12 protein-coding genes and 3 pseudogenes are annotated in these 19,464 nt (G+C 68.2%); 10 read left to right on the forward strand and 5 right to left on the reverse strand.

Translation table 11 applies throughout. The features are described 5' to 3' along the window. Together glgB and BN118_RS07385 are read right to left on the reverse strand one after the other, a co-directional pair. Positions 1-2,196 carry a 1,4-alpha-glucan branching protein GlgB gene (gene glgB / locus BN118_RS07380; protein ID WP_010930307.1) on the reverse strand — a complete coding sequence of 732 codons (2,196 nt, stop codon included), beginning with the start codon at positions 2,194-2,196 and terminating at the stop codon, positions 1-3. Beyond that, positions 2,193-3,284: a putative maltokinase gene (locus tag BN118_RS07385; RefSeq protein WP_080019426.1), complete on the reverse strand. Its 1,092-nt coding sequence runs from the start codon at positions 3,282-3,284 to the stop codon at positions 2,193-2,195. The genes glgB and BN118_RS07385 overlap by 4 nt, the downstream gene beginning before the upstream one ends. Positions 3,285-3,301: 17 nt before the next feature. Here BN118_RS07385 and BN118_RS07390 point away from each other — a divergent pair, with 17 nt between their 5' ends. After that, positions 3,302-4,252, forward strand: a complete 951-nt coding sequence (locus tag BN118_RS07390) for an IS481-like element IS481 family transposase (protein WP_005013747.1) — start codon at positions 3,302-3,304, stop codon at positions 4,250-4,252. On the opposite strand, the pseudogene treS reads toward BN118_RS07390, so the two are convergent. Beyond that, positions 4,247-6,583 (reverse strand): annotated as a pseudogene (gene treS / locus BN118_RS07395) (maltose alpha-D-glucosyltransferase); the annotation flags it as partial. The gene BN118_RS07390 and the pseudogene treS overlap by 6 nt on opposite strands. An 11-nt stretch (positions 6,584-6,594) precedes the next feature. Beyond that, positions 6,595-9,293, reverse strand: a pseudogene (locus BN118_RS21355) (maltotransferase domain-containing protein); the annotation flags it as partial. A gap of 92 nt (positions 9,294-9,385) precedes the next feature. Here BN118_RS21355 and BN118_RS07410 point away from each other — a divergent pair. Beyond that, complete coding sequence (locus tag BN118_RS07410) at positions 9,386-10,336, forward strand: IS481-like element IS481 family transposase (protein ID WP_005012808.1); 951 nt, start codon at positions 9,386-9,388, stop codon at positions 10,334-10,336. Between the two features lie 298 nt (positions 10,337-10,634). Here the strand turns inward: BN118_RS07410 and BN118_RS07415 are convergent, their stop codons facing one another. Then, positions 10,635-11,372 carry an RNA polymerase sigma factor FliA gene (locus BN118_RS07415; protein ID WP_003811933.1) on the reverse strand — a complete coding sequence of 246 codons (738 nt, stop codon included), beginning with the start codon at positions 11,370-11,372 and terminating at the stop codon, positions 10,635-10,637. 435 nt (positions 11,373-11,807) lie between these two features. Between BN118_RS07415 and flhD the strand changes: the two genes are divergently transcribed. The 8 genes and pseudogenes from flhD (at position 11,808) to BN118_RS07455 (ending at position 19,456) form a co-directional block, all read left to right on the forward strand. Beyond that, positions 11,808-12,131, forward strand: coding sequence for a flagellar transcriptional regulator FlhD (gene flhD, locus BN118_RS07420; protein ID WP_010930143.1), 324 nt, complete (start codon positions 11,808-11,810; stop codon positions 12,129-12,131). 34 nt (positions 12,132-12,165) lie between these two features. Next, positions 12,166-12,726 (forward strand): flagellar transcriptional regulator FlhC, encoded by a 561-nt coding sequence (gene flhC, locus BN118_RS07425; protein WP_003811929.1) that lies wholly within the window; start codon positions 12,166-12,168, stop codon positions 12,724-12,726. Positions 12,727-12,846: 120 nt separating this feature from the next. Then, complete coding sequence (motA, locus tag BN118_RS07430; RefSeq protein WP_003811927.1) at positions 12,847-13,722, forward strand: flagellar motor stator protein MotA; 876 nt, start codon at positions 12,847-12,849, stop codon at positions 13,720-13,722. Between the two features lie 12 nt (positions 13,723-13,734). Beyond that, the gene (motB, locus tag BN118_RS07435; RefSeq protein WP_003817154.1) at positions 13,735-14,682 is read left to right on the forward strand and encodes a flagellar motor protein MotB; all 948 of its coding nucleotides are present in this window, start codon (positions 13,735-13,737) and stop codon (positions 14,680-14,682) included. A gap of 14 nt (positions 14,683-14,696) precedes the next feature. Next, positions 14,697-15,077 (forward strand): annotated as a pseudogene (locus tag BN118_RS07440) (response regulator). 26 nt (positions 15,078-15,103) lie between these two features. Beyond that, positions 15,104-17,161 (forward strand): chemotaxis protein CheA, encoded by a 2,058-nt coding sequence (cheA, locus tag BN118_RS07445; RefSeq protein WP_014905676.1) that lies wholly within the window; start codon positions 15,104-15,106, stop codon positions 17,159-17,161. A gap of 14 nt (positions 17,162-17,175) precedes the next feature. After that, positions 17,176-17,676 (forward strand): chemotaxis protein CheW, encoded by a 501-nt coding sequence (gene cheW / locus BN118_RS07450; RefSeq protein WP_003811919.1) that lies wholly within the window; start codon positions 17,176-17,178, stop codon positions 17,674-17,676. Between the two features lie 73 nt (positions 17,677-17,749). After that, positions 17,750-19,456 (forward strand): methyl-accepting chemotaxis protein, encoded by a 1,707-nt coding sequence (locus BN118_RS07455; protein ID WP_014905677.1) that lies wholly within the window; start codon positions 17,750-17,752, stop codon positions 19,454-19,456. The last annotated feature ends 8 nt before the right edge of the window (positions 19,457-19,464 follow it).

Below are 19,464 nucleotides of genomic sequence, written 5' to 3' on the forward strand. Positions count from 1 at the left end.
TTACTCCGAGTGGCGCAGGTACAGCGCGGTGAAGCCGGGCAGGTCCAGGACCAGCGATTGCGGGTGCCCATGGGCCGGGATGGGTTCGCTGCGCAGGCAGATGGGCGGACCGCCGCCGGCGCCGCCGTAGCGCGTCGCCCCGGTGTCCACGCGTACGCGCCAGTCGCCCGCGTGGGGTACGCCGAAGCGATAGCCCGGTCGCGGCACCGGCGTGAAGTTGCACACGGCCACCAGGCAATGGCTGGCGTCCACGCGGGCGAAGGCGAGCACGCTGTTGTCCGCGTCGTCGCCGACGATCCAGGCGAAGCCGCTCGGGTCGGCGTCGCGGCAATGCAGTTCGGGCAGGGTGGCGTAGACGTGGTTGAGATCCGCGACCAGGCGCTGCAGCCCGCGATGGGCCGGATCGTCCAGCAACGACCACTGCAGCATGGCGTCGTGGTTCCACTCGCCTTGCTGGCCGAACTCGCCGCCCATGAACAGCAGCTTCTTGCCGGGATGGGCCCACATGAAGGCGTAGTACAGCCGCAACTGGGCCAGCTGGGCGGCCCGCTCGCCCGGCATCTTGCCCAGCAGCGAGCCCTTGCCGTGCACCACTTCGTCATGCGAGAGCGGCAGCACGAAGCGTTCGGCATAGGCATAGACCATGCCGAAGCTGAGATCGTGGTGGTGATGGCGGCGATGGATCGGATCGCGCCGCATGTAGCGCAGCGTGTCGTGCATCCAGCCCATGTTCCACTTGTAGTCGAAGCCCAGACCGCCGTTGGCCACCGGCGCGGTCACGCCGGGCCAGGCGGTGGACTCCTCGGCCACGGTGATGGCGCCGGGGCACTGGACGCCCACGGCGGCGTTGAGTTCGCGCAGGAAGTCGATGGCTTCGAGATTCTCGCGCCTGCCGTGGCGGTTGGGGATCCACTGGCCGGCCGGGCGGCTGTAGTCGCGATACAGCATGGACGCGACCGCGTCCACGCGCAGCCCGTCTACATGGTAATGGCGCAGCCAGTGGATGGCGCTGGCGATGAGAAAGGTCCGCACCTCGCGGCGGCCGTAGTTGTAGATCAGCGTGTTCCAGTCGGGATGGCGGCCTTCGCGCGGGTCGGCGTGCTCGTAGAGCGGCGTGCCGTCCAGGCGCGCCAGCCCGTGCGCGTCGTCGGGGAAGTGGGCCGGAACCCAGTCCAGGATGACGCCCAGCCCGGCCTCGTGGCAACGGTCGACGAAATGCGCGAAGTCGGCCGGCGCGCCGTGCGCGGCCGCCGGCGCGAACAGTCCGAGCGGCTGGTAGCCCCACGAACCGCCGAAGGGATGCGCCATCACGGGCAGCAGCTCGATATGGGTGAAGCCCAGCGAGCGCGCGTATTCGGGCAGGCGGGCGGCCAGGTTTTGCCAGCGCGGCGCGCCGGCGTCGTCGAACCAGGAGCCGGCATGCACTTCGTAGATGGAGATCGGCGCGTCGCAACGCTGGCGCGCCGCGCGTTGTTCCATCCAGGCCTTGTCGGTCCACGCGAAGGGGCGTTCGTCGGGGACGATGGACGCGGTGGCAGGCGGCGCCTCGGCCTGGCGCGCCAGCGGGTCGGCCTTGAGCACGGTATGGCCGTCGGCGCCCAGCACCTGGAATTTGTAGCGCGCGCCCGGCCCCACGTCGGGCAGGAACAGCTCCCAGACGCCCGCCGGATAGCGCAGGCGCATGGCGTGGCGCCGGCCATCCCAGCCGTTGAAATCGCCCACCACCGCCACGCGCCGGGCATTGGGCGCCCATAGCGCGAAGCGGGTGCCCGCGCAGCCGTCCACGCTGGCGGCGTGCGCGCCCAGCAGGCCGGCCAGGTAGCGCCAGCCGCCGGCCGCGCAATGGTCGAGCTGGGCGGCGTCGAGCACCGGCCCGAATGCGTAGGGGTCGGCGGTGTGCTGGATGCCTCCCTCCCATTCGATGCACAGTCGGTAGGCTGCCGGCGCGCCCGGCTGCAGGCCCGGCACGGTGTTTTCGAACAGGCCGGGCTGCATGGGCAGCAAGGGTGTGCGCTGGCCGCCGGGCAGCACGGCCATCACGGTGCGCGCGCCGGGCGCCAGCACCCGCACCACGGTATGCGCGCCGGCCTGGTGCGGCCCCAGCACGGAAAACGGATCGGCATGGCGGCCGGCCAGCAGCGCGTGCTGGGTGGCCGCGTCCAGCGTGCCCTGGATGGAAGGCGAATCTCGCATCATGGCGCCGGTCCTTCATCGTGGTCGACGGCGGCCGCCAGCAGCGCGGCGCGGGCGGTTTCGGCCAGGCCATGGATGGGCACCGGCAGGCGCTCGGGCCGGTAGGCCGACTCGTAGCAGATTTCGTAGGCGGCCTTCTCCAGCAGGTACAGGCAGGTAAGCGCCTGGGCACGCTCGGGCGGCAAGGCCAGCACGGGGTCGATGGCATTGCCATAGCTGGCCAGCAGGGCCGCGCCGGCGCGCTGCCGGAAGCGCGCCAGCAGCGCCTCGCGCGTTTCCCGGGGCGCGCTGGCCGGGTCGGCCGGCTCGGCCACGCCGGTGTTGAAGTCGCGCGGCGCGCCGCCCAGCGGATCGTCGCGGCTGAGTTCGGCCACCGCATAGTCGAACGAGCGCAGAATACCGGCAACGTCCTTGAACGGGCTGCTCAGTTGCCGGCGCTCGGCCATGGGCCGGGCCGGCTCGCCCTCGAAATCGATCAGGTAGGCGTCGGTCTGCGCGACCAGGATCTGGCCGAGATGGAAGTCGCCGTGCACGCGGATGCGCAGCGCGCCGGTTTCGGCCTGCGCCAGTGTCATGATGTGGGCCGCCAGCCGGTCGCGATGCTCGAACAGCCATTGCGCGCAGGCGTGCGATGCAGGGGCGAGCCCGCTCTCGCACGCCCGCAAGGCCTGCAGCGCGCGGTCCAGCTGCGCCACCGCGCGCTCGCCCGCCAGGGCGGCGTCGCGCTCGCTGGCCGGCCGCGGCGCGAAGCCCGGCAGTTCGCCGGCGCGCGCCAGCACCGAGTGCATCTGAGCCAGGCGTTGCCCGATGGTGCCGGCCAGCACTTCGTAGCCGGCCAGTTCCTGCTGGTAGTCGTCGGCGCTGGCGCCGGTCAGTATGGCGGCGTCGAGCGTGCGTTTCAGGTAGGCCACGGTCCAGTTCCACGCATCGCCTTCGTTGACGACGTAGGCGTGGGCCAGCGCCAGCGTATGGGGCGCCTGGTCGCCCTGCACGCGCACGACCTCGCCTAGCTGTGAAGATTCAATAGGTTGTATGCATGGTTCATCCGAACCGGATTTGAGAAACTGGAAATCGCCGATCCCCCAGTTCACTCAAGGAGCCCGGCCGGATGAACACCCATAAGCATGCCCGATTGACCTTCCTACGTCGACTCGAAATGGTCCAGCAATTGATCGCCCATCAAGTTTGTGTGCCTGAAGCGGCCCGCGCCTATGGGGTCACCGCGCCGACTGTGCGCAAATGGCTGGGCCGCTTCCTGGCTCAGGGCCAGGCGGGCTTGGCCGATGCGTCCTCGCGCCCGACGGTCTCGCCCCGAGCGATTGCGCCGGCCAAGGCGCTGGCTATCGTGGAGCTGCGCCGCAAGCGGCTGACCCAAGCGCGCATCGCCCAGGCGCTGGGCGTGTCAGCCAGCACCGTCAGCCGCGTCCTGGCCCGCGCCGGTCTGTCGCACCTGGCCGACCTGGAGCCGGCCGAGCCGGTGGTGCGCTACGAGCATCAGGCCCCCGGCGATCTGCTGCACATCGACATCAAGAAGCTGGGACGTATCCAGCGCCCTGGCCACCGGGTCACGGGCAACCGACGCGATACCGTTGAGGGGGCCGGCTGGGACTTCGTCTTCGTGGCCATCGATGACCACGCCCGCGTGGCCTTCACCGACATCCACCCCGACGAGCGCTTCCCCAGCGCCGTCCAGTTCCTCAAGGACGCAGTGGCCTACTACCAGCGCCTGGGCGTGACCATCCAGCGCTTGCTCACCGACAATGGCTCGGCCTTTCGCAGCCGCGCCTTCGCCGCGCTGTGCCATGAGCTGGGCATCAAGCACCGCTTTACCCGACCTTACCGCCCACAGACCAATGGCAAGGCCGAACGCTTCATCCAGTCGGCCTTGCGTGAGTGGGCTTACGCTCACACCTACCAGAACTCCCAACACCGAGCCGATGCCATGAAATCCTGGCTACACCACTACAACTGGCATCGACCCCACCAAGGCATCGGGCGCGCTGTACCCATCTCCAGACTCAACCTGGACGAATACAACCTATTGACAGTTCACACCTAGCAGCGCCGGCGTATGCGCGTAGCCGGCCTGGGTGAGGTAGCGCGTCATCTCGGCTTCGGGGTGCGGGCCGGCATGCAGCTCGCGCAGCAGCTTGAACACGACGCGCTCGCCGACCAGCAGCGAACTGTTGGACTGGTCGGCGCTGAGCGCGCGCACCTCGCTGTCATCGCGCAGCGCCAGGTCGGCCAGGCCCGGCTCGGGCAGGAAGCGCAGCCGCACGGCGGGCTCGCCGCCGGCCTGGATATCGCGGCCGGCCGTCAGGGCCGCCAGCAGCACGCGCGCATAGCCGGGCTGCAGCGAGGCGTCGGTGAGCGTGCCCAGCTGCGCGCCGCGCCGCACGCGCGCCAGCGGATACTGGGCGGCGGTATCGTCCTGCCAGGCCAGCGCCACCGGCGTATGGAAGCGGCGCGGCGGTCCGTCGTCGCTGACTTCGATCTCGGCTTCGTAATAGCTTTCCACGTCGTCGTTCAGCGGCACGCTGTAGGCCAGCCGCATGACGCCGGGCTTGCGGCGCGCGGCATACCAGCGCTGCCGCTGCAGGTAGGCCGGCAGCACGTCCGCTTCCAGCTGGCGGCGCGATGCCTCGGTCAGGCGCAGCGCCGCGCCCGCGCCGCGCGACACCAGGGTGATCGATTCCGGCATTTGCGGCGGCAGCTCGCTGTGCCACGCGGGCGGCGCGGCGCCGGCGCTCAGGTCCAGCCAGTAGAAGCCGAAAGGCGGCAGCGTCAGCAGATAGGGCAGCTCGCCGATCTGCGGAAAGGCGGTGCCGCCCAGCATTTCCACCGGTACGCGGCCGGCGTACTCGGACAGGTGCAGTTCGACCGGCTGGGCCGCCTGCGAAAGGTTGGCCACGCACAGCACCACCGTGTCTTCCCAGGTGCGCAGATAGGCCAGGATCTTGCGGTTGCCCGGATACAGGAACGACAGTTCGCCACGGCCGAACACATGGCTCTGGCGGCGCTTGGCCAGCATGCGGCGGGTCCAGTTCAGCAGCGAATGCGGGTCGCGCTGCTGCGCCTCCACGTTGACCGCCTCGTAGCCGTACAGCGGCCCCATCAGCAGCGGCAGCGGCAGGCGCTCGGGGTCGGCGCGCGAGAAGCCGCCGTTGCGGTCGGGCGACCATTGCATGGGCGTGCGCACGCCGTCGCGGTCGCCCAGGTGGATGTTGTCGCCCATGCCCAGCTCGTCGCCGTAGTACAGCACCGGCGTGCCCGGCATGGACAGCAGCAGGCTGTTCATCAGTTCGATGCGGCGCCGGTCGCGCTCGAGCAGCGGCGCCAGGCGGCGCCGGATGCCCAGGTTGATGCGCGCGCGCGGCTCGGCCGCGTAGACGTTCCACAGGTAGTCGCGTTCGCGGCTGGTCACCATCTCCAGGGTCAGCTCGTCGTGGTTGCGCAGGAAAATGGCCCATTGGCATTGCGGCGCGATGGACGGCGTCTGGCGGATGATGTCGGTGACGGGCAGGCGGTCCTCCTGCGCGATGGCCATGTACATGCGCGGCATCAGGGGAAAGTGGAACGCCATGTGGCATTCGTCGCCGGCGCCGAAGTACTCTTGCGCGTCCTCGGGCCACTGGTTGGCCTCGGCCAGCAGCATCCTGCCGGGATACTCGCTGTCGATGACGCGGCGGATGCGCCGCAGGATGGCGTGGGTTTCCGGCAGGTTCTCGTTGTTGGTGCCTTCCCGCTCGACCAGGTAGGGCACCGCGTCCAGGCGCAGGCCGTCCACGCCCATGTCCAGCCAGTAGCGCATCGCGCCCAGCACTTCGCGCAGCACCTGCGGATTGTCGTAGTTCAGGTCGGGCTGGTGCGAATAGAAGCGGTGCCAGAAATAGGCGCCGGCCACCGGGTCCCAGGTCCAGTTGGACTTTTCCGTGTCGCAGAAGATGATGCGCGTGCCGGCATAGGCCTTGTCGTCGTCCGACCAGACGTAATAGGCGCGGTGCGCCGAACCCGGCCGCGCGGCGCGGGCGCGCTGGAACCAAGGGTGCTGGTCGGAGGTGTGGTTGATGACCAGCTCGGTGATGACGCGCAGGCCGCGCGCGTGGGCCGCCCGCACCAGCAGCCGGGCGTCGGCCAGCGAGCCATAGTCGGGGTGCACCCCGCGATAGTCGGCGATGTCGTAGCCGTCGTCGCGGCGCGGCGACGGATAGAACGGCAGCAGCCAGATGGTATTGACGCCCAGCTCGACGATGTAGTCCAGCTTGGCCAGCAGGCCGGCGAAGTCGCCCACGCCGTCGTCGTTGGCGTCGAAGAAGGACTTGACGTGCAACTGGTAGATGACGGCGTCCTTGTACCAGAGCGGGTCGGGAGCGGGATGGGTGGCAGGCATGATCGGTACGCTCAGGATGACAGGGGTCGGGACCACAGGCGCCACAGCCGGTATGGACGTTGCGGCGTCAATTCCAGGTCCAGCGCGGCCTCGCGCCAGCTTGCGCGCGCGCCGTCGAGCAGGTCCTCGCCGTGCAGGTCGGCGCTGTCGTCCAGGCCGAACAGCCAGCGCGGCAGGGCCACCCGGACCGATTGCGGCGCCCAGGGGTCCAGGCTGATCGCCACCAGCACCACGCTGGCCCGGTTCGGCGTGGCCTTGCAGAACGTCAGCACCTGCTCGTTGGCGCACTGCAGCGGCACGTAGCCCAGGTGGCTGTGCAGCGCCGGGTTGGCGCGGCGGATGCGATTGAGCGCCGCGATCTCGGCGGTCACGTTGCCGGGGGCATGCCAGTCGCGCTGGCGCAACTGGTACTTCTCGGAGTCCAGGTATTCCTCCTTGCCGGGCACCGGCTGGGCCTCGCACAGTTCGAAGCCGCTGTACATGCCCCACAGTCCGCTGCCGGCGGTGGCCAGCGCGGCGCGGATGAGAAAGCCGGCCCGGCCCGAGGCCTGCAGGAAATACGGATTGATGTCGGGCGTGTTGACGAAGAAGTTGGGCCGGAACCACTCGCAGACCGGCGGGCGCGACAGTTCGCGCAGATAGCTGTCCAGCTCATGGCGGGTATTGCGCCAGGTGAAATAGGTATACGACTGGGTGAAGCCCAGCTTGGCCAGGCGGTACATCATGCGCGGGCGCGTGAAGGCTTCGGAAAGAAACACCACGTCGGGGTGGCGGGCGTGGACGTCGGCGATCAGCCACTGCCAGAACGGCAGCGGCTTGGTATGCGGATTGTCGACGCGGAAAATGCGCACGCCGGCGTCGATCCAGTACAGCAGCACATCGCGCAGCGCGCGCCACAGCGCCCGGCGCGGGCGGCCGCTGGCCTGGTCGTAGAAGCTGACATTGACGATGTCTTCATAGCGCTTGGGCGGGTTCTCGGCGTGCCGGATCGAGCCATCGGCGCGGTGCTCGAACCAGTCGGGGTGGCGTTGCAGCCAGGGATGGTCCGGCGAACACTGGATCGCGAAGTCCAGCGCGACTTCCATGCCATGCGCCGCGGCGGCTTGCACCAGCCGCGCGAAGTCGGCCCGGGTGCCCAGCTGCGGGTGGATGGCGTCGTGGCCGCCGTCGGGCGAACCAATCGCGTAGGGGCTGCCGGGGTCGTCGGCGGCGGCCTGCAGCGCGTTGTTGCGGCCCTTGCGCTGCGACTGGCCGATGGGGTGAATGGGCGGCAGGTACAGGACGTCGAAATCCATGGCGCGCAGCGCGGGCAGGCGCGCGATCACGTCGTCGAAGGTGCCGTGCGCGCCGGCGGGCACGGCCTGCGACCGCGGGAACAGTTCGTACCAGCTGCCGTGGCCGGCGGCCGCGCGGTCGACCCAGAGCGGTCGGCTTGCGCTGGTGTGCATGAAGGGCCGCGCGGCCAGCGCGCACATGGCCTGGGCCAGTCCGTCGCGCAGCAGGGCGGCCACGGCGTCGGCCGGCGCCGGTCCGCCATTCAGCATGGACAGGGCCGCTTCGATGGGCGCGCGTCGCCGCGCGCCTGGCGCCGCGCCAGGGCTGTCCGCAGGTGCGCGGCATCCTCGGCGAGGTCCAGCGCGATGTCCTGGTCGGCCTCGTGCTTGAGGCGCAGCTCGCGGCAGAAAGTCAGCCAGGTGTCGCGCCAGGCGCACACGCGGAACTCATGCAGGCCGACCCGGCGCGGCGCGAAGCGCGCGTGCCAGCGGTCGTTGTCGCCCGGCGCCAGCGGCACGCCGTGCCAGCCGGCCTGGTCGACGGCCCGCCATTGCAGCTCGCCGGCCAGCTGTTCGTGTCCGTCCGAGATCAGGTCGACGCCGACTTCGACCGGCACATGGGCCAGGGCCTTGGCGGCCAGGCTGCCGTGCGCCACCGAAGGCGCGACGTGCTCGAAGACGACGCGGGCGTCGCGGTCGCACGCCGAGGGCGGGCCGGGCAACAGCGCGCCCGCCGTGGCGCGCACCGGACGCTCGGCGGCAACGCGGTACAGCGCGCAGTGTTCGACCGGGTCGGCCAGGTGCCTAGGCACGCCGGCCGGCAGCAACGCGGCGCCGGCGCTCCAGTCGACCCGCGGCTCATGCGCGGCCTGCGGATCCAGCGCCAGCATGTGGCTCGTGCCGGGCGGGCCCGGGCGGATGATCAGCGTGGCCCAGCCATCGCGCCCGCACAGCAAGACCGGCCGGCCGCGCGGCGCGGCCTGGCGGCGCCAGCGCAGCGCGCGCGCCACGGCGGGCATCATGCGCTGCAGTTCGCTGCCCACCAGCAGCCCGTCGCCCCACAGCGCGGCCACCCAGAGGGCGCGCAGCGCGGCGTGCGCGGCCGCGCTGGCGGGCGCCAGCGGCGCGCCGCCGGCCGAGGCGAGCGGGGCGGCGAGCAGCGGCGCTATCTCGCGCAGGCGCTGCGATTCGGCGTCCAGCCACGTGGCGTCGGGCGACCACCAGGGGATCGAGCCGAATACGCCGTCGAACCCCACGCCGGCCAGGGCGGCCGATTGCGCCGGCGTCAGGCCCGCGGTCCAGGCCAGCAGCCGCAGCGCCGGCCGGCTGGCCCGCAAGGGTTCGAACAGGGCGCGCCAGTCGGAAGGATCGAGACGCTGCGGCGCGGTGCAGCGAAAGCCGGCCACGCCGGCGTCCAGCCATCCGGCTAGTTGTGAAGATTCAATAGGTTGTATGCATGGTTCATCCGAACCGGATTTGAGAAACTGGAAATCGCCACCCCCCCAGTTCACTCAAGGAGCCCGGCCGGATGAACACCCATAAGCATGCCCGATTGACCTTCCTACGTCGACTCGAAATGGTCCAGCAATTGATCGCCCATCAAGTTTGTGTGCCTGAAGCGGCCCGCGCCTATGGGGTCACCGCGCCGACTGTGCGCAAATGGCTGGGCCGCTTCCTGGCTCAGGGCCAGGCGGGCTTGGCCGATGCGTCCTCGCGCCCGACGGTCTCGCCCCGAGCGATTGCGCCGGCCAAGGCGCTGGCTATCGTGGAGCTGCGCCGCAAGCGGCTGACCCAAGCGCGCATCGCCCAGGCGCTGGGCGTGTCAGCCAGCACCGTCAGCCGCGTCCTGGCCCGCGCCGGTCTGTCGCACCTGGCCGACCTGGAGCCGGCCGAGCCGGTGGTGCGCTACGAGCATCAGGCCCCCGGCGATCTGCTGCACATCGACATCAAGAAGCTGGGACGTATCCAGCGCCCTGGCCACCGGGTCACGGGCAACCGACGCGATACCGTTGAGGGGGCCGGCTGGGACTTCGTCTTCGTGGCCATCGATGACCACGCCCGCGTGGCCTTCACCGACATCCACCCCGACGAGCGCTTCCCCAGCGCCGTCCAGTTCCTCAAGGACGCAGTGGCCTACTACCAGCGCCTGGGCGTGACCATCCAGCGCTTGCTCACCGACAATGGCTCGGCCTTTCGCAGCCGCGCCTTCGCCGCGCTGTGCCATGAGCTGGGCATCAAGCACCGCTTTACCCGACCTTACCGCCCACAGACCAATGGCAAGGCCGAACGCTTCATCCAGTCGGCCTTGCGTGAGTGGGCTTACGCTCACACCTACCAGAACTCCCAACACCGAGCCGATGCCATGAAATCCTGGCTACACCACTACAACTGGCATCGACCCCACCAAGGCATCGGGCGCGCTGTACCCATCTCCAGACTCAACCTGGACGAATACAACCTATTGACAGTTCACAACTAGGCCGCCCATCTGTAACATCGGACTTTCGCTTGCACAGCGCCGCGATTTCCTTTGTTGCCTGGATTACGGCAGGTTTGCGACGGACTTAAGCAAAAAAAGTGAAGTTCGGAAATGTGCGGGGGAATCTGGCTGCAAAGGGCATGCTCCTGCGGGGACAGGCGCCCGTGCGGCGGGGGCGGGATGCGGCAGGCGCCCGTGTGGCGCGGATGGGATGGGGCAGGGTGCCTGTCCCCGCAGGGGGACTGGCACCGTTGGCGCAGCGCTCGGCAGGCAGGCGCCGCGCGGCCATGGCATGCGCCTATACCACCTGCGCCAGGTGATGGGCGGTGGGCAGGCGGGCCCAGGCTTGCTCCTTGAGGCGGGCGCGGATGCGGGCGGTGGCCTGGGCGCGCAGTTGGCACACGCGCGCCTCGGTGACGTTGAGCACGGCGCCGATTTCCTTGAGGTTCAGGCCTTGTTCGTAGCACAGCGACAGCAGCAGCTTCTCGCGTTCGGGCAGGCCGTCGATGGCGTCGATGAGGGCGCGGCGCAGGTCGCCGGCGAGCAGGGCGTCGAGCGGATCGGCATGTTCGGCGCTGCTTTCAGCCCACGGGCTGTCGCTGTCGCCGTCGGTATTGAAATCTTCGTAGTGCAGGATCTGCACGCCTTGCGCATCGGCCAGCATGCCCTGGTACTCGGCCAGCGGCACGCCCAGCTCCTCGGCGATCTCGCCTTCGCTGGGAGCGCGCATCAATTCCTGTTCCTTGCGCTGGATGGCGGTTTCGATGCGGCGGCTCTTGCTGCGCACGCTGCGCGGCAGCCAGTCCTGGCTGCGCAGCTCGTCGAGCATGGCGCCGCGGATGCGCGCGGTGGCGTAGGTCTCGAACTGCGCGTCAGGGCTTTCCTGGTAGCGCCGCACGGCGTCGAGCAGGCCGATCATGCCGGCCTGCACCAGGTCGTCCAGCTGCACGCTGGAGGGCAGGCGCGCCAGGAGCTGTAGCGCCAGTTTGCGCACCAGCGGGGCATATTGGACCAGGCTGTCTTCGGGGTTGGGCATTCAGGTTCTGTCTGCGGATGTCTCGCGCGAACAAAGCTGCGAACGGGTGGGGTGTTGCTGGGCGGCGACAGTGGCCTGGCGGTCAGGCCGCTGGGCGCGGACCGGTTCGACCCTGTCGTTTCAAGGGGAGATTGTCGGCAAATAGCCGCTTTTCATTCGGAGAAGAACGCAACTTTTTATACGTTTATTTACGAAATTGCCGACATCGAAATGCAAATAATGTTACTAGTTAGTAACTTTACCGGAGATAATCTGCAAAATATCAATGTTTTGTCATAAAAGTCATAAAAAATGACACAATTCATGGTAAATTGCATTCAAATTGCGATGAAATAATACATTTCGCATTAAGACGAAAGCAGGCTGGCGCGGGGTTCTCGGGGCGCGCCGCCTGGAGTTCAGCCCCCCGGCTTGCCTAAGTCTCAGGAGTCATGTGTGAAAACAGCCGATAGTTCCTTGCTCGCGGATATTCGGGAAGTCAATCTTTCGTATCTGTTGCTGGCCCAGCGCATGCTGCGCGACGACTATGCCGCGTCGATGTTCCGCCTGGGTTTCAGCAATGAAGTGGCCGATATCCTGATGCGGCTATCGCCGGCCCAGCTGGTGAAGCTGGCCAACTCCAGCTCGCTGCTGTGCCGATTTCGCTTCGACGATTACAGCCTCCTGTCGGCCCTGACACAGGACGTGCTGGGCGGCGCCCTGCAACAGGCGCACGCCACCATCCTGCTGGCGCGCCAGCCTGTCGAAGAGCTGGCCTGAGCGCCGGCTGGATAGATAGGAACAAGAGGGCGCAATGGCCACCAAGAGTGTTTCGCAGGAAGCCGACGAGATCCTGCTTGCCAGTTCGATGATCACGCTGGGCGCGCGTCTGCAGGTGCTGCAGGCCGAAACCGGCCTCAGCCACGACCGGCTGGCGCGGCTGTACCGCGAAATTCGCGGCTGTTCGCCCCCCAAGGGCATGCTGCCGTTCTCGGTGGACTGGTTCATGACCTGGCTGCCGAACATCCATTCCTCGCTGTTCTACAACGTGTATACGTTCCTGAACCAGCGCACCTCGAGCCAGGGCATCCGGGCCGTGATCGACGCATACCGCCTGTACCTGGAGCACGCGCCGGCCGATGCCGCCGAGCCGGTGCTCAGCTTCACGCGGGCCTGGATGCTGGTGCGGTTCTTCGACGGCGGCATGCTGCAGCTGTCGGGCTGCCGCCAGTGCGGCGGGCATTTCATCGCCCACGCGCACGATCCGCAGACCGATTTCGTCTGCGCCATCTGCCGGCCGCCGCCCCGGGCCGGCAAGACGCGCGCGGCGGCCCGCGCGCGCGCCGGGCAGCTCGCCGCGCCGGCGCGGCCTTGAGCGCGCCAACTTCCAAATAGGCCAAAAGCACCAGAAAACCCCCCATAACCCGCGTTTTTGCCCGACGGGTCAGGGGGGATCATTGGCGTCGGTTCTAGACTTCGTTGGCAGAGGCCTGATGTGTTGATTGTTATCGGTTATGCAGTGGTCATCCTGGCGGTGGTCGGCAGTTTCATCGGCCTGGGCGGCCATCTGGGCGCGCTCTACCAGCCTTTCGAGCTGACGCTGATCGCCGGCGCGGCCGTGGGCGCCTTCATGGCGGGCAACAGCCGCAAGTCGCTCGGCCTGGTCGCCAAGGCGATCCCGGAGGCGTTTCGCAGCTCGCCCTACAGCAAGGACGTGTACATGGAGCTGATGGCGCTCCTGTACGTGCTGCTGAACAAGGCGCGCCGCGAAGGGCTGATGGCCATCGAATCGCACATCGAGGATCCGCTGTCCAGCCCGATCTTCAATGAGTATCCGCGCATCATGAAGGATGCCAAGCTGATGGAGTTCATCACGGACTACCTGCGCATCATGATCAGCGGCAACATGAGCTCGTTCGAGATCGAAACGCTGATGGACGAGGAGATCGAGACCTACCGGCACGAGCGCGAAGTGCCCACCCATGCGCTGCAGCAGGTGGCCGACGCCTTGCCGGCCTTCGGCATCGTGGCCGCCGTGCTGGGCGTGATCAAGGCGCTGGCGGCGGTGGACCAGCCGCCGGCGATCCTGGGCGACCTGATCTCCAAGGCCATGGTCGGCACCTTCCTGGGCGTGCTGCTGGCCTACGGTTTCGTGGCGCCGATGGCCGCCCGCATCGAACGGCGCACCTCGGAATCGGTCAAGGTGCTCGAATGCATCAAGGTGACCTTGCTGGCCAGCATGAACGGCTATCCGCCCCAACTGGCGGTGGAGTTCGGCCGCAAGGTGCTGTTCTCGGCGGTGCGCCCCTCGTTCGGCGAGCTGGAAGAGCATGTGCGCCAGGCCAAGAGCGCGGCCACCGGCCGCGCCTGACGGAGCCGCCGCATGAGCACGGTCAACAATCACCGTGTGGTGATCCGGCGCCGCAAGGTGCGCCGCGGCGGACACCACGGCGGCAGCTGGAAGATCGCCTACGCCGACTTCATCACGGCCATGATGGCGTTCTTCCTCGTCATGTGGCTGATCAGCATCGTGCCGCGCGAAGAACTCAAGGGCATCGCCGAGTATTTCCGCATGCCCCTGCGGGTGGCCCTGACCGGCGGCCCCAGCAGCTCGGCCGAGACCAGCGCGATCCCCGGCGGCGGGCAGGACCCGCTGCGCAGCCAGGGCGACGTGCGGCGCGCCGAGGGCAACCGGGTCGAGGCCCAGCCCATGGGCGACGCCGAGCGGCGCGACCGCCATCGCCTGGAACGCCTGAAGGTCCGCCTGGAAAACCTGATCGAGGAAAGCCCGGTCCTGAAGAATTTCCGGCCACAGCTGCTGATCGACATGACGACCGAGGGCTTGCGCATCCAGATCGTCGACAACCAGAACCGCCCCATGTTCGCCACCGGCAGCGCCGACGTGCAGCCGTACATGCGCGACATCCTGCGCGAGCTGGGGCCGGTGCTCAACGACCTGCCCAACAAGATCAGCATCGCCGGCCATACCGACGCGTCGCAGTACGCGCGCGGCGAGCGCGCCTACAGCAATTGGGAGCTGTCGGCCGACCGCGCCAACGCGTCGCGCCAGGAGCTGGTGGCCGGCGGCATGCACGAGGGCAAGGTGTTGCGCATCCAGGGCCTGGCCTCGAGCATGAGCCTGGTTAAAGATGACCCGTTTGCTGCCGTTAACAGACGTATCAGTCTGGTGGTGCTCAATGCATCGACCCAGCGGCGCATCGAGAACGAGAACGCCGCGGCGGCCGATGTCAACGCGCGCGACGCGCAGGGCGTCGGCGCGGCGCTGGCCGGCCAGTTGGCGGCCAGCGGCTCGGACGGGGGCGCCAGGTAGCGATAGGGAGAGGCATGACGGCAAGAATTCTGGTGGCGGACGATTCGGCGACGATGCGCATGATCGTGCAGGCCGCGTTGACGGGGGCGGGTTGACAGGTCGTGACCGCCAGCGACGGCAAACAGGCGCTCGAACTGGCCCAGGCGCAGGCTGTCGACCTGGTCGTCAGTGACTGGAACATGCCCGTCATGGGCGGGCTGGGCCTGATCCGGGGCTTGCGTGGGCAGGCCCGCTACCAGGATCTGCCCGTGCTGGTGCTGACCACCGAGGACGATGGCGACAGCAAGGCCGCCGCGCGCGATCTGGGCGTATGCGGCTGGCTCAACAAGCCGCTCGATCCGGATGTGCTGGTCGATCTGGCGGCGGAGCTGCTTGGCGTGGCGCCAGGCGCGTAGCGGTTTCTATAGGAAGCATACGGGTCATGAGTTCAGGTCTGGACCTCAGTCAGTTCTACGAAACATTCTTCGACGAAGCCGACGAGCTGCTCGCGCAGATGGAGCAGTTGCTGCTCGAGCTGGATGTGGGCGCGCCCGACATCGAGCAGCTCAACGCGATTTTCCGCGCCGCGCATTCCATCAAGGGCGGCGCGGCCACTTTCGGCTGCTTCCAGAAGCTGGCCGGAACCACGCATTTGCTTGAAAACCTGCTGGACGCGATCCGGCGCGGCGAGATGGGACTGCGCGCCGACATGGTGGACATTTTCCTGGAAACGAAAGACGTGCTCAAAAGCCAACTGGACGCCTACCGGGCCTCCGAAGAGCCCGAAGATGCCGTGTTCGAGCGCATTTGCGCCGTGTTGCGCCAGCTGGCGCTGGAAGGCGGACAGGCGCCGGCGGCCGCGGCGCCGGCGCCGGTAGCGGCTCCCGAACCCGACCCGGAACCCGAACCCGCGCCCCAGCCCGCCGCGGCATCGACGGCGGCGGGCCTGCCGTTGCGGGTGCGTTTCAGCAAGGTCTCGGACAAGGATGCCCAGTCGCTGCTGGAGGAAATGGGCAACCTGGGCGACGTGCGCGCCAGCGAGCGCGCCGGCCAGACGTTGACGGTGTGGGTCGACACGACCTGCTCGCCGGACGATATCGAAGCGGTGTGCTGCTTCATCATCGACGCGGACCAACTGGAAATCGCCCGCGAGGCCGAGCCGGCCCATGCGCCGGCGCAGGCGGCCGTAGCGGCCGCGCCGGATGCCGCCGCCACGCCGACGCCGGCTCCCGCTCCCGCCGCGGCCCAGGCCGCCGAGCCGGCGCGCGCCGCGCGCCCGAGCATTGCGCCCGCGCACGCCGACAAGGAGTCGACCTCGATCCGCGTCGGCGTCGAAAAGGTCGACCAGGTGATCAACCTGGTCGGCGAACTGGTGATCACGCAGGCGATGCTGGCGCAGACCGCCTCGACGCTCGATCCGGTGCTGCACGATCGCCTGCTCAATGGCATGGAGCAGCTCGAGCGCAATGCGCGCGACCTGCAGGAAGCGGTCATGTCCATCCGCATGATGCCGATGGACTACGTGTTCAGCTGCTTTCCGCGCCTGGTGCGCGATATCGCCGGCAAGATGGGCAAGCAGATCGAACTGCAGACCTATGGGCGGGCCACCGAGCTGGACAAGAGCCTGATCGAGCGCATCATCGACCCCTTGACGCACCTGGTGCGCAACAGCCTGGACCATGGCATCGAAACGCCGGACAAGCGCGTGGCGGCCGGCAAGGAGCCGGTGGGCCAGCTGGTGCTCTCGGCGCAGCACAATGGCGGCAACATCGTCATCGAGGTCAGCGACGATGGCGGCGGCCTGAGCCGCGAGCGCATCCTCAGGAAGGCCGTGGCCCAGGGGCTGACGGTCAACGAGAACTCGCCCGACGACGAGATCTGGCAACTGATCTTCGCGCCCGGTTTCTCCACCGCCGACCAGGTCACGGACATCTCCGGGCGCGGAGTCGGCATGGACGTCGTGCGCCGCAATATCCAAGACATGGGCGGCCACGTGCAGCTCTCCAGCGTGCCGGGGCAGGGAACGACCACGCGCATCGTGCTGCCGCTGACGCTGGCCATCCTGGACGGCATGTCGGTGCGGGTGGGCGAGGAAACCTTCATCCTGCCGCTGAACCATGTGACGGAATCGCTGCAGCCGCAGGTCGACCAGATCTATTCGGTGGCCGGCAACGAGCGCGTGATGCAGGTGCGCGGCGAATACCTGCCGCTGGTGGAAATGCACCGGGTGTTTTCGGTGGGCCAGGCGCAGGCCGATCCCACCCAGGCCATCGCCGTCATCATGCAGGCCGAGGAGCGCCGCTTCGCGCTGCTGGTCGATCACCTCGTCGGCCAGCACCAGGTGGTGGTGAAGAATCTCGAATCGAATTATCGCAAGGTGTCTGGCATTTCGGCCGCCACCATCCTGGGCGACGGCAGCGTGGCGCTGATCGTGGACGTATTAGCGCTGGCGCGCGCCAATCGGGAAAAGTGGTCCCAGCCCGAAGCCATTCTGAATTGACGGAGAGACATATCATGGCAGCCAAACCGCACACCCAGGCCACGCGCGCCGAAGACGTGGGCAACGAGTTCCTGGTCTTCACGCTGGGCGAGGAAGAATACGGCATCGACATCCTGAAAGTGCAGGAAATCCGCGGCTACGACGCGGCCACGGTCACGCGCATCGCGAACGTGCCGTCCTTCATCAAGGGCGTGACCAACCTGCGCGGCATCATCGTGCCCATCGTGGACCTGCGCATCAAGTTCAACCTGGGCAGCGTCGAATACAACGAGCAGACCGTCGTCATCATCCTCAACCTGGACCGCCGCGTGGTCGGCATCGTGGTCGACGGGGTGTCGGACGTGCTGATGCTCAACGCGGCCCAGGTGCGTCCGGCGCCCGAGTTCGGCGCCACCCTGTCCACCGAGTACCTGACCGGCCTGGGCACGGTGGACGAACGCATGCTCATCCTGGTCGACATCGAGAAGCTGATGACCAGCGACGAGATGGCGCTGGTGGAGAAAGTGGCGTCCTGACGGCGGTCAGTCCGCGGGCGGTGCGCCGCCCGTCGTTTCGTTCAACGCTTGCAGTCAAGGAGTGGTTCCTGTCATGCGCAAGTTCCTCGCGAACCTGTCGATACGCGGCAGCCTGTTGGGCGTGCTGGCGTTCTTCTCTTTCATGCTGGTCGTCGGCGCCGCCCTGGGCGTGCTGTCGCTGCGGGTCAGCAACGACACGTTGCAGGGAGTCAAACAGACCCAGGATGTCGCCGACGCGATGGATCGCGTCGTCAACAGCTACAAGGACGCGCTCAACGGCCTGGGCCGCGTCGCGGCGTCGCACTATGGCGCGATCGTGAGCGCCATCGGCCAGCCGGTGCAGGTCGAACAGGGCCTGGGCAGCGAGGCGGCGGGCTTGCTGCAGCGCGCCAAGGCTTCGCTCAACCGCGCCGAGACCGAATACGAGTACTACAAGGGCCTGGCCCGGCCGGCCAGCGCCGCCGACAGCCTGAAAGAAGTCGAGAACGCCTTCGAGGCGCTGGTCGGCCAGGGGCTCCATCCGCTGGCCGCCGCGTTGGAGAAGGGCGACATGGCCGGCTACCAGTCGCATGCGCAGAACGTCCTTGACGCGCTGGAAGGGCGTTTCTCGGGCGCCATCGCCGCATTCGACTTCTGGCGCGCCAGCGAGCTGCTCGACGCCCACGAAGTGGCCGAGACGCGCTATCGCTTCGTGCTGGCGGCCGTGGCCGCGGGCGGGGTGCTGGCCGCGCTGCTGGTGTTTTCGACCTATCTGTTCCTGCGCCGCCGCGTGCTGCAGCCGCTGCGCGAAGTGGGCCAGCATTTCGACAAGATCGCCGCGGGCGACCTGACCGCGCGGGTGGACGTGCGCAACAGCAACGAGATCGGCCAGCTGTTCGCCGGCCTCAAGCGCATGGAGGAAAGCCTGACGCGTACCGTCGCGGCGGTGCGCCGCGGGGTGGACGAGATCAACGTGGGTTCGCGCGAGATTTCGGCCGGCAACACGGACCTGTCCAGCCGCACCGAAGAGCAGGCGGCCTCGCTGGAAGAGACCGCGGCCTCGATGGAGCAGCTGGCCTCGACGGTCAAGCAGAACGCCGACAACGCGCGCCAGGCCAACCAGCTGGCGGGAGTCGCCTCGGACGTGGCCGAGCGTGGCGGTTCGGCGGTGTCCGAGGTGGTGACGACGATGCAGGACATCTCGGCCAGCTCGCGCAAGATCTCCGAGATCGTGTCGGTGATCGACGGGATCGCGTTCCAGACCAATATCCTGGCGCTGAACGCGGCGGTGGAAGCGGCGCGCGCGGGCGAGCAGGGCAAGGGTTTCGCGGTGGTGGCGGGCGAGGTGCGCTCGCTGGCGCAGCGCAGCGCCCAGGCGGCCAAGGAGATCAAGGTGCTGATCGAGGATTCGGTCGGCAAGGTCGGCACGGGTTCGCAGCAGGTCGAGCGCGCCGGCGCGACGATGCAGGAGATCGTGGCCTCGGTCAAGCGGGTGACGGACATCATGGGCGAGATCTCGGCGGCCTCGGAAGAGCAGTCCAGCGGGATCGAGCAGGTCAACCGCGCGGTGTCGCAGATGGACGAGGCGACGCAGCAGAACGCGGCGCTGGTGGAAGAGGCCGCGGCGGCGGCCGGCTCGCTGCAGGAGCAGGCGCAGCGCCTGGCCGAGGCGGTCGCGGTGTTCAAGATCAATACCGGCGAAGTGATCGAAGTGCCGGCGCACCAACTGGGATCGAGGCAGGCGCCGGGTGCGCGCGAGGCGGCGCTGGCGCGCGATGACGCGCTGGCGCTGGGGCACTGAGGTCAGGC

It is taken from the genome of Bordetella pertussis 18323, from assembly GCF_000306945.1.
In the GTDB taxonomy this organism is placed as follows: domain Bacteria; phylum Pseudomonadota; class Gammaproteobacteria; order Burkholderiales; family Burkholderiaceae_B; genus Bordetella; species Bordetella pertussis.

Bases quoted from the DNA above. Each gene is read 5' to 3' on its own strand.
- glgB (WP_010930307.1), bottom strand. From the start codon at position 2,196: ATGATGCGAGATTCGCCTTCCATCCAGGGCACGCTGGACGCGGCCACC.
- BN118_RS07390 (WP_005013747.1), top strand. From the start codon at position 3,302: ATGAACACCCATAAGCATGCCCGATTGACCTTCCTACGTCGACTCGAA.
- BN118_RS07410 (WP_005012808.1), top strand. From the start codon at position 9,386: ATGAACACCCATAAGCATGCCCGATTGACCTTCCTACGTCGACTCGAA.
- BN118_RS07415 (WP_003811933.1), bottom strand. From the start codon at position 11,372: ATGCCCAACCCCGAAGACAGCCTGGTCCAATATGCCCCGCTGGTGCGC.
- flhC (WP_003811929.1), top strand. From the start codon at position 12,166: ATGGCCACCAAGAGTGTTTCGCAGGAAGCCGACGAGATCCTGCTTGCC.
- motB (WP_003817154.1), top strand. From the start codon at position 13,735: ATGAGCACGGTCAACAATCACCGTGTGGTGATCCGGCGCCGCAAGGTG.
- cheA (WP_014905676.1), top strand. From the start codon at position 15,104: ATGAGTTCAGGTCTGGACCTCAGTCAGTTCTACGAAACATTCTTCGAC.
- cheW (WP_003811919.1), top strand. From the start codon at position 17,176: ATGGCAGCCAAACCGCACACCCAGGCCACGCGCGCCGAAGACGTGGGC.
- BN118_RS07455 (WP_014905677.1), top strand. From the start codon at position 17,750: ATGCGCAAGTTCCTCGCGAACCTGTCGATACGCGGCAGCCTGTTGGGC.